Origin of the sequence: Dactylosporangium cerinum (genome assembly GCF_042653625.1) — a bacterium.
Classification (GTDB): Bacteria; Actinomycetota; Actinomycetes; order Mycobacteriales; family Micromonosporaceae; genus Dactylosporangium; species Dactylosporangium cerinum.
Genome location: NZ_JBHSIU010000015.1, coordinates 66,492 through 79,333 on the forward strand (window position 1 = coordinate 66,492; position 12,842 = coordinate 79,333).

At 71.6% G+C, this 12,842-nt stretch carries 14 protein-coding genes; 7 read left to right on the plus strand and 7 right to left on the minus strand.

Annotated elements, in window-relative coordinates:
- Positions 1-43: 43 nt before the first annotated feature.
- Both ACFPIJ_RS15190 and ACFPIJ_RS15195 read right to left on the minus strand, forming a co-directional pair.
- Positions 44-1,102: a BMP family lipoprotein gene (locus ACFPIJ_RS15190; RefSeq protein WP_380115535.1), complete on the minus strand. Its 1,059-nt coding sequence runs from the start codon at positions 1,100-1,102 to the stop codon at positions 44-46.
- Positions 1,103-1,295: 193 nt separating this feature from the next.
- A complete protein-coding gene (locus tag ACFPIJ_RS15195; protein WP_380115536.1) occupies positions 1,296-1,637 on the minus strand; it encodes a hypothetical protein in 342 nt (113 codons plus the stop codon).
- Between the two features lie 57 nt (positions 1,638-1,694).
- Between ACFPIJ_RS15195 and ACFPIJ_RS15200 the strand changes: the two genes are divergently transcribed.
- Positions 1,695-2,621: a MerR family transcriptional regulator gene (locus tag ACFPIJ_RS15200; RefSeq protein WP_380115537.1), complete on the plus strand. Its 927-nt coding sequence runs from the start codon at positions 1,695-1,697 to the stop codon at positions 2,619-2,621.
- 1 nt (position 2,622) lies between these two features.
- Positions 2,623-4,056: a glycoside hydrolase family 13 protein gene (locus tag ACFPIJ_RS15205; RefSeq protein ID WP_380115603.1), complete on the plus strand. Its 1,434-nt coding sequence runs from the start codon at positions 2,623-2,625 to the stop codon at positions 4,054-4,056.
- On the opposite strand, the gene ACFPIJ_RS15210 is transcribed toward ACFPIJ_RS15205, so the two are convergent.
- From ACFPIJ_RS15210 to trpS, 4 genes are read right to left on the minus strand one after another with little or no spacing between them, the layout of a single operon-like run.
- A complete protein-coding gene (locus tag ACFPIJ_RS15210) occupies positions 4,053-4,487 on the minus strand; it encodes a hypothetical protein (RefSeq protein ID WP_380115539.1) in 435 nt (144 codons plus the stop codon). The genes ACFPIJ_RS15205 and ACFPIJ_RS15210 overlap by 4 nt on opposite strands.
- Before the next feature lie 8 nt (positions 4,488-4,495).
- Complete coding sequence (locus ACFPIJ_RS15215) at positions 4,496-5,668, minus strand: YihY/virulence factor BrkB family protein (RefSeq protein ID WP_380115540.1); 1,173 nt, start codon at positions 5,666-5,668, stop codon at positions 4,496-4,498.
- Positions 5,669-5,672: 4 nt separating this feature from the next.
- Positions 5,673-6,227, minus strand: a complete 555-nt coding sequence (locus tag ACFPIJ_RS15220; RefSeq protein ID WP_380115604.1) for a 2'-5' RNA ligase family protein — start codon at positions 6,225-6,227, stop codon at positions 5,673-5,675.
- A gap of 1 nt (position 6,228) precedes the next feature.
- Entirely contained in the window at positions 6,229-7,269 is a 1,041-nt protein-coding gene (gene trpS, locus ACFPIJ_RS15225) for a tryptophan--tRNA ligase (RefSeq protein ID WP_380115541.1), read from the minus strand.
- A gap of 75 nt (positions 7,270-7,344) precedes the next feature.
- Here trpS and ACFPIJ_RS15230 point away from each other — a divergent pair, with 75 nt between their 5' ends.
- The 4 genes from ACFPIJ_RS15230 to ACFPIJ_RS15245 all read left to right on the plus strand — a co-directional run bounded on the left by ACFPIJ_RS15230 (position 7,345) and on the right by ACFPIJ_RS15245 (position 10,975).
- On the plus strand, positions 7,345-7,938 hold the full coding sequence (locus ACFPIJ_RS15230) for an RNA polymerase sigma factor (protein ID WP_380115542.1): 594 nt from the start codon (positions 7,345-7,347) through the stop codon (positions 7,936-7,938).
- Positions 7,928-9,208, plus strand: coding sequence for a sialidase family protein (locus ACFPIJ_RS15235; RefSeq protein ID WP_380115543.1), 1,281 nt, complete (start codon positions 7,928-7,930; stop codon positions 9,206-9,208). Before ACFPIJ_RS15230 ends, ACFPIJ_RS15235 begins: the two co-directional genes overlap by 11 nt.
- Positions 9,209-9,276: 68 nt before the next feature.
- The gene (locus ACFPIJ_RS15240) at positions 9,277-9,792 is read left to right on the plus strand and encodes an RNA polymerase sigma factor (protein ID WP_380115544.1); all 516 of its coding nucleotides are present in this window, start codon (positions 9,277-9,279) and stop codon (positions 9,790-9,792) included.
- The gene (locus ACFPIJ_RS15245; RefSeq protein ID WP_380115545.1) at positions 9,785-10,975 is read left to right on the plus strand and encodes a hypothetical protein; all 1,191 of its coding nucleotides are present in this window, start codon (positions 9,785-9,787) and stop codon (positions 10,973-10,975) included. The genes ACFPIJ_RS15240 and ACFPIJ_RS15245 overlap by 8 nt, the downstream gene beginning before the upstream one ends.
- An 18-nt stretch (positions 10,976-10,993) precedes the next feature.
- Here ACFPIJ_RS15245 and galE read toward each other — a convergent pair whose 3' ends face one another.
- Positions 10,994-11,965, minus strand: coding sequence for a UDP-glucose 4-epimerase GalE (gene galE, locus ACFPIJ_RS15250; RefSeq protein WP_380115547.1), 972 nt, complete (start codon positions 11,963-11,965; stop codon positions 10,994-10,996).
- 85 nt (positions 11,966-12,050) lie between these two features.
- On the opposite strand from galE, the gene ACFPIJ_RS15255 reads away from it, so the two are divergent.
- Positions 12,051-12,833, plus strand: a complete 783-nt coding sequence (locus ACFPIJ_RS15255) for a hemolysin family protein (protein WP_380115548.1) — start codon at positions 12,051-12,053, stop codon at positions 12,831-12,833.
- Positions 12,834-12,842: the final 9 nt, after the last annotated feature.

Consider the following 12,842-nt stretch of genomic DNA (forward strand, 5'->3'; position numbering starts at 1 on the left):
GGGGGACCGGATCACAGTCCCCCGCCTCACGCCCAGCTTCCGATTACTTGGTCGGCACCGTGATCGTGCCGGCGACGATGTCCGCCTTGAACTTGTCGAGCTTGTCCTTGATGTCGTCGACCTGGCCACCGGAGGTGGCGTAGCCCACGCCGTCGGACTTGAGGTCGAAGACGGTCGGACCCGCCTTGAACTTGTCCTCGCCGAAGTCCTTGACGAAGTTGAACACCGCGTTGTCGACCCGCTTGAGCATCGACGTCATGATGACCGTCTTCAGCGAGGCGTCGGTCACGGTGTTGTACTGGTCCGAGTCGACGCCGATGGCCAGCGCGTTCTTGGCCTTGGCGGCCTCGAAGACACCGGTGCCGGAGCCGCCGGCGGCCGCGTAGATGATGTCGGCCTTCTGGTCGTACATACCGGTGGCCGCCGTCTTACCGCCCGCGGGGTCGTTGAAGCCCTTGCAGGCCTCGGCGGGGGTCGACAGGTAGTTGGTCAGCACCTTGACGTCGGCCTTGGCGGCCTTGGCGCCGGCGGTGAAGCCCGCCTCGAACTTCTTGATCAGGTCGACCTGGCAGCCGCCGATGAAGCCGACCGTGCCGGTCTTCGTCTTCAGCGCCGCGGCCGCACCGACCAGGAAGGACCCCTGCTCCTCGGCGAAGACGAGGTCGGCCACGTTGTCAGCGGTGGTGCCGCCGTCGACGATGGCGAACTTGGTGTTCGGGCAGTCCTTCGCGGCGCGGGCGAGCGGGCCGTTCTTGGCGTCCGCACCGTCGTAGACGAAGCCGACCGCGATGACCGGGTTGTAACCCGTCGTGCAGAGCAGCTTCAGTCGCGCGTACTTGTCGTTCTCGCTCTCGCCGGCAACGGCGGCCAGGTCCTTGACCTCAAGGTTCAGCTCGGACTTGACCCGGTCCAGACCTGCGGCGGCGGAGTCGTTGAACGACTTGTCGCCCCGGCCGCCGATGTCGAACGCGAGGCCGACCTTGACGCTCTTCTTCGTGGTCCCGCTGGTCGCGGTCCCCGGCTCGTCGCCCTTGTCATCGCCGCAAGCGGCCATGCTGCCCAACGCGACAATCGCCACCGCGGCGGCCGCGAGAACCTTCATCCCACGCACTCGGCGCAAGACGGTCTCCCTTCACCAAAGCACCGCCCCAACGCGGTGAATCCCAACGGCGGGAGCGTACGCCCTCCGACCGACAGTTCCGCTGTTTGCTGCCGGGTTGGGAGGAGTGCGTTATAGGGCCGTGACGTGCGAGCGGTTCCTCCAGCCTACTGAGATCGATCTTGTAACGTCCGCTTTACTTCCAAAAGACGGCAACGGCGGCGTTAACGAGCGTTAGCCCCACCAAAGCCAGGAAATGCCCACGGTTGACCTGCTCGCGCTTGCGCGAGAAGAACGCCATGGCGAAGATCGCCAGCCCGATGATCGCCTTGACGGCGAGCTTGGCGGACGGGGGCTCGTCGCCGTCGCGCAACGGCGCCGACAGCGCGATGCCGGTCACCACCTGGACGATCGCACCCCACAGCATCGCGCTGTTGATGCGCAGCGTGCCGGTGAGGTACTGGGTGATCGAACCGCCGAGCAGCAGCGCGAACCCGATGAGGTGCACATAGAGGAGGATGAGCCGCAAAGGTTCCACTCGCGCAAGGTAGCGGTTCGTTGACTCTCCCCTTGCTGGAGGGTCCACGATTGCGGCATGAACATCGGCGAGCTGTCCCGGCTGTCCGGCCTGCCGGTCAAGACCATCCGGTACTACTCCGACGTCGGACTGGTCCCGGAGGCCGAGCGCTCCCACGCCAACTACCGCCGCTACGACCACGACTCGCTGGTCCGGCTGGAGTTCGTGCGCACGCTGCGGGAGCTCGGCCTGGACATCGCCACCATCAAACGGGTCCTGGACCGCGGCGAGGACCTCGGCGCCGTGGCCGCCGCGCACGCCGAGGCGATCGGGGTGCAGATCCGGGTGTTGCGGCTGCGCCGGGCCGCGCTGCGGGCGGTGTCCCAACGCCCGACTGGGGAAGGCCCCACTCCCGAGACCCTGGATCGGATGACCCGGATCGCGCAGGCCAGCACCGACGAGCGCCGGCGGATCGTGGACGAGTTCTTCGACAGCATCTTCACCGAGATCACCGACTCGCCGGAGGCCGCGCGGTTCACCGCGGGGATGCGCAGCGTGTCCCCGGACCTGCCCGACGATCCCACGGACGCGCAGATCGACGCGTGGATCGAGCTCGCCGAGATGCTCCGCGAGCAGGACTTCCGGGCGCGGCTGCGGGCCATGGGCAAGCGCAGTTTCGCCACCGGGGAGCGCCGCCTGGTCCCGACCGACATGCCGGAAATATCGTGGTTCACCGGTCACATCGCCGCGCACATGGACGACGGCGTGCCGCCCGACAGCCCACGGGCGGTGCCGGTGGTCGCCGCCGTCCTGGACCGGTGGGGCGTCGCCGAGGCCGACCGCGACCTGCTCATCGACCAGCTCACCCTCGCCGTCGACCCGCGCGCCGAGCGCTACTGGCAGCTCATGGCGGTGATCAACGGGTGGCCGCCGGTGCCGACGACGATGCACCGCTGGGAGTGGTTCCTGAACGCCCTCCGAGCGGGTCGCCGCCCGTTAGCGTGACCTGGTGGAGTGGTGGCGGCACGCGGTCATCTATCAGGTCTACCCGCGAAGCTTCGCCGACGCCGACGGTGACGGTGTCGGCGACCTGCCCGGCATCACCGCCCGGCTCGGCCACCTCGCCGACCTCGGGGTCGACGCGCTGTGGCTCTCGCCGTTCTACCGGTCCCCCATGATCGACGGCGGCTACGACGTCAGCGACTACCGCGACGTCGACCCCGTCTTCGGCACTCTCGCCGACTTCGACGACCTGCTGGCCGAGGCGCACCGGCTCGGGCTGCGGGTGATCGTCGACATCGTGCCCAACCACACATCCTCACGGCACCCGTGGTTCGTGGAGGGCCGGCGCGACCGGTACATCTTCCGCGACGAGCCGAACGGGTGGCGGTCGCTCTTCGGCGGCCCCGCCTGGACGCAGGTCGCCGACGGGCAGTGGTACCTGCACCTGTTCGCCCCCGAACAACCCGACCTGAACTGGCACAACCCGGACGTGCGGGCGGAGTTCGACGACATCCTGCGCTTCTGGCTGGACCGGGGCGTCGACGGCTTCCGGGTCGACGTCGCCCACGGCATGATCAAGGACCTGGCCGGGGTGACGTTCTTCGACCACGAGGACGTCCACGAGATCCACCGCGACTGGCGCAAGATCCTCGATTCCTACCCGGGCGAGCGGATGGCCGTCGCCGAGGTGTTCGACACCGCACCGGACCGGGTGGCCCGCTACGTGTCCGTGGGCGAGCTGCACCAGGCGTTCAACTTCGACTTCCTGGAGGCGCCCTGGGACCCGGCGGTCCTGCGCCGGATCATCGACGCGTCCCTGGCCGCTGCGGCGGCGGTCGGCGCGCCACCGACCTGGGTCCTGTCCAACCACGACCGGCGCCGCCACGTGACCCGCTTCGGCAGCGTCCGGCGGGCCCGGGCCGCGGTCCTGCTGATGCTCGGCCTGCCCGGCAGCGCCTACCTGTACCAGGGCGAGGAGCTCGGCCTGCCGGAGGTCCTGGATCTGCCGGACGAGGTGCGGGCCGACCCGCAGTGGATCCGCTCCGGCGGCACCGAGCTCGGCCGGGACGGTTGCCGGGTGCCGCTGCCCTGGTCCGGCGACGCGCCGCCGTTCGGCTTCGGGCCGGGTGGCTCCTGGCTGCCGCAGCCGGCGGACTGGGCCGGCCTGACCGTGGCCGCGCAGCGCGACGACCCGGGCTCCACGCTGCACCTCTACCGGGAGGCGCTGCGGCTGCGCCGCCCGGCCACGACGCTGCGCTGGCTGGACGCACCCGACGGGGTGCTGCTGTTCGAGACGGAGACGACGCGGGTCGCGGCGAACCTCACCGCCGCGCCGGTTCCGGTCGAGGGGCCGGCCACCCCACTGCTGAGCAGCGGTGGGATGGCCGGCGAGCTGCCACCGGACACGACCGCCTGGTGGAGGATCCAGCCGGACTAGGCAGTCAGCTTGGCCGCGATCCGGGCGAAACCGGCACGGATCTCATCGACCGACGGCGCCTCGTGCGTGTGGTCCGGGTCGTCGTGGTCGTGGTCGTGGTGATGGCCGTGATCGTGGTCGTCGTAGCCGGCGAGCTCCTCGTCGAGGGCCGCCGTCTCCAGGTCCTCGTTCTCGGCCGCCAGGCGGGAGGCGGCGATGTCACCGAGGATCTGCTCGGCGGTGACGTGCGGCTGGAGCGGCTCGACCACCGCCATCAGGTCGTCGTCGGCCACCACGGCCTCGGCGAGGGCGAGCGCGTGCGCCCGCTCGTAGGGCCCGCACACAACGGGCTCCCACTCCTCGTCCTCGTTCAACGGGCCGAAGGTGATGATCCACGGCAGGGTCAGCGCCGGCGCGTCGGCCGGCAGGTCCAAAGTCACTAGTGCACCCACGGCGCCCATCATGACGGGTCGCGCGGCTCCGGTGCCGCCGAACCGCCGGACGGAGCGATCCGACGGGCCATGTCGGCGGCGACCGCCACGGCATCCGGGTCCGCCGGCGGCGCCTCAGGCTGTTCCGCCGGCGCCTCAGGATGGTCCGCCGGCGCCTCAGGCTGGTCCGCCGGCGCCTCAGGCTGGTCCGCCGATGGCGAGGGCTGGTCCTCCCGCACCGCTGCCGCGGCCCGCTCGGTGGATTCCGCGGCCTCCTCGACCAGCTGGGCGGCGCGGACCGCCGCCTGCACGTCGCTGCGCGGTTCGCCGCCGGCGAGGTCCTTGGCCCGGCCGTGCGTGTCGGTGGCCGCGAGCGCGGCGGCGAAGAGCAGCAGCTGGTGCAGCAGGTACATGTAGAGCAGCAACCCGATGGTGCCGGCGACCAGCTGGTAGGCGGGGTTGTCCTCGGTCCGGGTGATGTAGAGCTTCCCGAGCGTCTTGAGCACGCCGAGCCCGACCGCGAAGAGCAGCGCGGAGGGCAGCAGCCGCCGCAGCGACATCCGCAACCGCGGCACGCCGGCCAGCAGCGCCATGCCCAGGACCAGGTCCACGATGCCGGACAGCAGCGTCGACGTGCCCCGCAGCGCCACCCGCACCGGGTCCTGCTCGAGGTCGCCGGCCAGCCAGTACAGCAGTTCCTGGACACCGGCGAAGATGCCGATCGACACGATCAGCAGGATGCCCAGGGCCACCAGGACGCCCAGGTCGACCAGCCAGCGCACGAAGTAGTTGCCGGGGTGCTCCTGCAGGTGCCACAGCGCGCGCTGGGACGAGCGCAGGTTCTCCACCCAGCCGACCCCGGCGATGATCAGGCCGAGCAGGGCGATCAGCCCGATCTGCTGGCTGCCGGCGAAGATCTGGTCGGAGTGCAGCTGCGGCAGGTTGACCGCCAGGTAGCTCTGGACCCGCTCGACGACGGCCTCGCTGCCGCGCAGCACCCGGCCGAGGATGAAGAACGCCACGACCACCATCGCGAAGACGGCGAAGAAGCCGTAGTAGGCGGTGGCGGCGGCGAGGCGGGCCGCGTCGACGTCGAAGTAGCGCTCCTGCGCCCGCCACACGTGGTCGAACACACGGGAGCGCCGGCGGCCGGCGGCCACCACCCGATCGAAGCCGGCTTCGAGCCGGTCAAACAGGCCCACCTTCTTATCGTCGCTGATCGGCGACGGACCGGCGCGGTGAGAGCCGGTACTGCGCGTGCGGCTGCCACCGCCCGCTCGCGTCGTGCTCGAAGAGCGCGAACCCGTCGACGGGGAACTCGGCCTCGTATCCGGCCAGATCGGCGAACGCGGCGTCGAGCCGCTCCGGCGCCACGTTGTGCGCGACCGTCACGTGCGGGTGATACGGGAACGGCACCGCCGCCTGGATCGCGGCCGCGGTGAGGACGGCCTGATGGAGCTGCTCGCACTCGCTGATGCCGGCCGCGACCGCCACGAAGACGACCTGGGTCAGCGGCCGGAACGTGCCGGTCCCGCGCAGCCGCACCGTGAACGGGGCGTGCCGCGCGGCCACCTCGGCGAGGTGCCGGTCGATCGCCGGCAGGTCGGCCGCGTCGACCTCGGTCGGGCCGAGCAGGGTCACGTGCGCCGGCACGTGCGCCGCAGCCGGGTCGCCCGCGGCGAGGCGGGCGGCGGTCAGCTCGCTGCCCCACGGGTCGGGGAGGTCGATCGCGACGCCGATGGTGGTCCGCACCTGCGCCACGTCAGTGCGTGGCACCCGGAGCGAGGAACCCGATCCGGTCGTAGACCGTCCTCAGGGTGGCACCGGCGACCGTGCGGGCCTTCTCGGCACCGATCGCGAGCAGCTTGTCCAGCTGCGCCGGGTCCTCCAGGTAGGCGTTGGTGCGCTGCTGGATCGGGCGCAGGAACTCCACCACGACCTCGGCGAGGTCCTTCTTGAGGTCGCCGTAGCCCTTGCCGTCGTACGCCGCGACGAGGTCGTCGATGCTCCGCCCGGTCAGCGCCGAGTAGATCGTGAGCAGGTTCGAGATGCCCGGTTTCGCGGCCTGATCGAAGATGATCTCGCGCCCGGTGTCGGTGACCGCCGACTTGATCTTCTTGGCCGCCTTCGCCGGGTCCTCGAGCAGCTCGACCAGCCCGGCCGCGGTCGACGCCGACTTCGACATCTTCGCGGTCGGCTCCTGCAGGTCGGTGATCTTCGCCGTGTCCTTGATGATGTACGGCGCCGGCACGGTGAACGTCGCGCCGAACGTCGTGTTGAACCGCTGGGCGAGATCGCGGGTCAGCTCCAGGTGCTGGCGCTGGTCCTCACCGACCGGCACGGCGTCGGCCTGGTACAGCAGGATGTCGGCAGCCTGCAGGATCGGGTAGGTGAACAGCCCGACGCTGGAGCGGTCCGCGCCCTGCTTCTGCGACTTGTCCTTGAACTGCGTCATCCGGCTGGCCTCGCCGAACCCGGTGATGCAGCCCATCACCCAGCCGAGCTGCGCGTGCTCCGCCACCTGGCTCTGCACGAACAGCGTGCACCGCTCCGGGTCGAGCCCGACGGCGAGGAGCTGCGCCGCGCTCACCCGGGTGCGCTTGCGCAGCAGCGCCGGGTCGTGGCCGGCGGTGATCGCGTGCAGGTCGACCACGCAGTAGAACGTGTCGTGGGTGTCCTGCATCGCCACCCAGTTACGCAGCGCTCCGAGATAGTTACCCAGGTGGAACGAGTCGGCGGTGGGCTGGATCCCGGAGAGCACCCGAGGCCGGGCGGTGCTGACGGACGGCGACATGCGCGCCATTCTGTCAGCACCACCACAGCGGTGGCGCAACCGGGAGCGCGGCACAGTGGTCTTCAACGGAGAGGGGGTGACGGGGTGGGTGAAGAGCTCGAGGCACGCGAAGCCGTCCGTGACGCGTATGAGGCGCACTACCGGCGACTCGTCGCCGCGCTCTACGCGCTCACCGGCGACCACGCCGAGGCCCAGGACCTGGTCCAGGAGGCCTACGCGCGGGCCCTGGCCCGGCCCCGGCAGTTCCTCGACGTCGCCGACCCGGAGGCGTGGCTGCGCACCGTGGCGATGAATCTCGCCCGGACCCGCTGGCGCCGCCGCAGGCTGTTCGACACCCTGGTCCGCAGCGGGCGGGTCGCCCGTCCGGTGGAAAGCGTCCCGGGTGTCGACCCCAACCGGGTCGCGCTCGTCGCCGCCCTGCAGCAGCTGTCGCAGGCCACGCGGGAGACGATCGTGCTGCACCATTTAGCCGACATGTCGGTGCACGAGGTCGCCGACGCCCTCGGCGTGCCCGTCGGCACGGTGAAGGCGCGCCTGTCCCGGGGCCGCGCCATGCTCGCCGCGCTGCTCAGTGACACCGACGCCGATTACCGGGCCGAGCCCGGCGCCCCGCGCCGCCGGCCGCCGGGCCTGCCGCAACCACAACGCGCCGCCCAGGAGGTGCGAGATGCGCCCTGACCTGGACTTCCGCACGCTCCGGGCGCAGGTCGAGTCGGCCACCTGGATGCCGGACTTCAGCCTGCTGTACCGCCGGGCCGGCCGGGTGCGCCTGCGCGACCGGATGGCCGTCGTCGGTGCCCTCGTCGGCACGCTCGCCGTGTTCGCGCCCGTCGCGCTCGCTGGCGTGTTCGGCCGGCCGTCCCCCGCCGCGCTCGGGCCCAACCCCGACCTCGGCGAGCCGTGGAGCGCGCTGCCGTCGGCGCCGCCCAGCGGCAGCTTCGAGTCGACCCGGTCGATCCGGGCCGCCGCCGGTGACCTACCTGACGGGGTGGTCGTCGCGGTCGACGTCTGCGTCGAGGTGCCGCAGGCCCGCCGGTGCAACCTCCAGGTCGTCGTGCTGCGGGCTGAGTCCCCGCAGCGGCGCGTCCCGTTCCTGCTCGACGCGTTGCGGCAGAGCCCGCTCGACAAGCTCGACCAGGTGCAGCTGACCCGGATCTCACCGGCGACGTTCATGCTCAGCGGCGAGGTCAGCGGCGGCTCCCGCACCAGCGTGAAGTTCCGCCTCGACGACACCTCGGCCAACCCGGGCGGCGTCCCGGTCATCGGCCCGGAGACCCGCGAGACGCTCGACGCCGAGGACCGGGCGCTGCAGCTCGTGCAGTACGGCGACCTCTTCGGCGTCCGGCAGAGCGACGGCATGCTCAGCCTGCTCGTCGACCAGCCGCCGATGGCGCGGCGGACCGTCGTCGGCGACCTGCCGGCCCAGGCCGGCTGGTGGACCACCGGCGCCGACCTGCGCACCGGCGCGCCCGCCGTCGCGGTGAGCAAGGACCAGGGCCGGCACTGGCTGGCCCGCGCGTTCAACGCCCCGCCGGGCATCGACGCGCCCACCGTCGTCACGCTGGACGGCACCACCGCGCACGCCTTCATCCGCTACGGCAAGGGCATCCGGCACTTCCGCACCCGCGACGGCGGCGAGAGCTGGCAGGAGGTGACCACGAAGATCGAGCTGCCGGCGCCGCTGAACAACGACGGCGCCCTCAACGGCCGTGCCTTCGGCGCGCTGGTGCGCCCCGACCGGTCCGTGCTGCTGTGGGTGGCGGGCGACTCGGAGACCGTCTACCTGGAAAGCCTCGACGGCGAGCACTTCGGTATCGTCGCCGGTCCCGGCGGGGGCATCGACCCGGTCGACAACGGTTACGCCTCGCTCGGCGCCTCGCCCAGGCTCTCCACCGACGGCCGCAACTGGCAGTCCGCGACCCTCTCCGCCACCGTCCTGCCCGACTGAATTCCTGTCTGCAGATCTTTTGCGGCAAAACCTGGAACCACGGTGGCCGGTCGAGGATCGTGAGCGGTGTGAGCGAGCTCGAGGGGGTCTACCACGCCTGCTACCGGAGGCTGGTGACACAGCTCTACGCGTTCACGACCGACCTCAGTGAGGCGCAGGACGTGGTCCAGGAGGCGTTCGCCCGCGCCGCCGCCCGCCCCGGCGGCTTCACCGGCATCGACAACCCCGAGGCGTGGCTGCGCACCGTGGCGGTCAACGTGGTCCGCCGCCGCTGGCGCCGGCGGAAACTGCTCGACCTGATCATGCTGCGCGAACGCGCCGTCCAGCGGCACGTCGACGCCGGCCCGTCACCGGAGCGCACCGACCTGACCGAGGCGCTGGACGCCATCCCCCGCACGTACCGGGAGGTCATCGTGCTGCACTACTACGCCGACCTCAGCGTCGAGGAGATCTCCGCCACGCTCGGCGTGCCCGGCGGCACCGTCAAGTCGCGGCTCTCCCGGGGACGCGCCGCCCTCGCCGAACGACTGCCCGGCTACCGCACCCCCACCGCCGCACCAGCGAAGGAGGTGCGTCATGCCTGACGAGCTGGAGACCCTGCTCCGCGCCCAGCGGCTCGACTTCACCCAGCCGCCGATGGCCGCGATCACCGCCCGGGCCCGCCTCCTGCGCCGCCGGCGCCGCGCCGTCCAGGCCGGTGCGGTCGCGCTGACCCTGGCCGCGGTCGCGGTGCCCTTCCTGGTCCCCGGCGACACCCCGCCCCCGCAGGTGGCGGCCTCGTCGCCGGCGCCGCCCGGCGGCGTCTACACCGGCGGCGGGATCACCATCAACGGCCTGCCCAGCCTGCCACGGGACCTCCCCGGCACGATCGACGACGCGGAGTTCATCGACGCCGACCGGGGCTTCCTGCTGACCCGCACGTGCGCCGCGGCTTCCTGCACGGCCTGGGTCAACACCACCACCGATGGCGGCCGGACGTGGAGCACGGCTCGCGCCCCGGGTGCCTTCGGCACGCCGCCGCTGGACGCCGTGCCGTCGCTGGTCGTCACCGGCTCCCGGATCGCCCTGATCGGCCCGGACGGCACCCGGTCGAGCAGCGCCGACGGCGTCTCCTGGGACACCGCCTCCGGCCCGGCCACGACGCCGGGCACCGCCCTGCCCGGCGACGCCCGGCTGGTCCTGCTCGGCTCGCAGGTCACGGCGCTGCTGCACGACGGGACGACGCTCGTCGCACCGGCCGTCCAGCCGCCGCTGACGGTGTCGTGGGTGTCACCCGTCCGGGCCGGCGACGCCTCCTGGTGGGTCGCCGGCACGATCGACGGCCACCCCGCGGTGGCGGTCTCCCGCGACGGTGGGCTGTCCTGGACGCCGAAGACCTTCCCGGGCGGCGGCACGGCCCGGGTGTCGTTCCTCGGCCGGGACGTCTACGTCGCGCTGATCGACCCCGCCGTCAAGCCGTCCGGGCTGCTGGGCGTCGCCTCCTCCGCCGACGGCGGCGCGACCTTCGCCGAGCCGCGGTCGCCGGCCGGCACCACCGTCGGCGGCGACCTGGTGCCGCTGCTGGACGGCCGGCTCCTGCTGGTCGACGGCGCCGGGCACTGGCTCGCCTCCACCGACCGCGGCGGCACCTGGCAGCGGATCACGGGCCTGCACGCGACCGACCGGCTGGCGCGGACGCAGACCGGCTGGGTCGCCTACGGCATGTCCACGATCTACACCGCGTACTCCGTCGACGGCACCACCTGGCAGAAGATCGACGCCCAGTAACCAGCCGCTACAGCTGCTTCAGCTGCGGATGAAGTCCCAGGCGTCCTGGACCATCGTGGCCAGCTCGGCGTGCTGCGGGGTCCAGGACAGCTCACGCTTCGCCTTGCCCGACGCGGCGACCAGCTGCTCGGGGTCACCGGGCCGGCGGGGCGCCATCTCCACCGGGATCGGGTGGCCAGTCACCTCGCGGACGACCTCGACGACCTGGCGGTTGGAGAAGCCGGTGCCGTTGCCGAGGTTGTACACGCGGTGACCTGCGCCGTCCATCGTCGCCAGGGCCAGCAGGTGGGCGGCGCCCAGGTCGCCGACGTGGATGTAGTCGCGGACGTTGGTGCCGTCGGGAGTGTTGTAGTCGTCGCCGAAGAGCTGGAGCTTCTCGCGGCGGCCGAGGGCGACCTGCAGCGCGATCGGGATCAGGTGGCTCTCCGGGTCGTGCCGCTCGCCGATCATCGAGCCGTCGGGGCGGCGCAGCGCGCCGGCGACGTTGAAGTACCGCAGGCTGACGGCGGAGATGCCGTGCCCGACGGCCTCGCCGGTGAGGGCGTGGTCGGCGGCGAGCTTCGAGGTCGCATACGGGTTCGGCGGCCGCACCGCGGCGGTCTCCGGGATCGGCACGACGTCGGGGTCGCCGTAGACGTTGGCGGTGGAGGAGAAGACCAGCCGGCGGGTGCCGGCCGCGCGCATCGCGTCGAGCAGCAGCAGCGTGCCGACGGTGTTGTTCTCCCAGTACTTCTCGGGCTTCTGCACGCTCTCCCCGGCGGCGATGAACGCGGCGAAGTGCAGGACGCCGTCGAACGCGGCGTCGCGGGTCAGCACGTCACCGATCGCGTCGTGGACCCGGCCGCGGACGAAGACGGCGCCCTGCGGCACCGACGACTCGTGGCCGGTCGAGAGGTCGTCGAGGACCGTCACGTCGTGACCGGCGTCGAGCAGCAGGGCGGTGACGACGCTGCCGATGTAGCCGGCGCCCCCGGTGACAAGCAGTTTCACGACGTTCCTCCAAAAGTCATCAGGAACCAACAAATTTACACGTCCGAGGTGATTGATGGAGCGCCCGGCACCTACAATTTCGGGCATGCCGGAGCTTGGCCCCGGAACCATCAGGCAGACCGTGGCGGGCGTGCTGAGCCGTTGGGCGCACCGTCTTCACGCTACCAACGAGCCACTCGACGTCAGCGAGGCCGAGCTGCGGACCCTGATCGCGGTCAACACCGGCACCGGCCACGTCCGCGAGGTGATGGTCCCCCGCACCGAGGTGCTGTTCCTGGACGCGGGGCTGACGGTCGCGGAGGCGGTGACGCAGGTGCGGACCACCCGCCACTCCCGGTTTCCGGTGATCGACGGCGACCAGGACGACGTGCTGGGCTTCGTCCACGTGCGGGACCTGACGCTGCTGCCCGCGGTCGACCCGTGCCTGCGCCTGCGGGAGCTGACCCGCGAGGTGAAACGGCTGCCGGCGAGCAAGCGGGTCCTGGCGGCACTGTCCGAGATGCGCCGGGAGGGTCACCACCTCGCGGTCGTCATGGACGAATACGGCGGCACCGCCGGGATCGTGACGCTGGAGGACCTGATCGAGGAACTCGTCGGCGAGATCCACGACGAGTACGACGCACCACCCTCACCCGAGGAGACCGCGGAGGTGGACGGCCGCCTCAACCTCGCCGATCTCGCCGAGCGGACCGGCCTGACGCTGCCCACCGGCCCGTACGAGACGGTGGCGGGCTTCGTGATGGCCCGCTTGGGCCGGCTACCCCGTACCGGCGACGAAGTGCGGCACGACGGCTGGCACCTACATGTCAGCACCGTGGAAGGCCGCCGGGTGGCGCGGGTTTCAGTGATCCGCCCGCGCCAGCCGTAGTAAAAATCT

What these genes read in the sequence shown, in the direction of transcription:
- ACFPIJ_RS15190 (WP_380115535.1), bottom strand. Translation starts at nt 1,102, where the DNA reads ATGAAGGTTCTCGCGGCCGCCGCGGTGGCGATTGTCGCGTTGGGCAGC.
- ACFPIJ_RS15245 (WP_380115545.1), top strand. Translation starts at nt 9,785, where the DNA reads ATGCCTGACGAGCTGGAGACCCTGCTCCGCGCCCAGCGGCTCGACTTC.
- trpS (WP_380115541.1), bottom strand. Translation starts at nt 7,269, where the DNA reads ATGGCGCGCATGTCGCCGTCCGTCAGCACCGCCCGGCCTCGGGTGCTC.
- ACFPIJ_RS15235 (WP_380115543.1), top strand. Translation starts at nt 7,928, where the DNA reads ATGCGCCCTGACCTGGACTTCCGCACGCTCCGGGCGCAGGTCGAGTCG.
- ACFPIJ_RS15255 (WP_380115548.1), top strand. Translation starts at nt 12,051, where the DNA reads ATGCCGGAGCTTGGCCCCGGAACCATCAGGCAGACCGTGGCGGGCGTG.
- ACFPIJ_RS15200 (WP_380115537.1), top strand. Translation starts at nt 1,695, where the DNA reads ATGAACATCGGCGAGCTGTCCCGGCTGTCCGGCCTGCCGGTCAAGACC.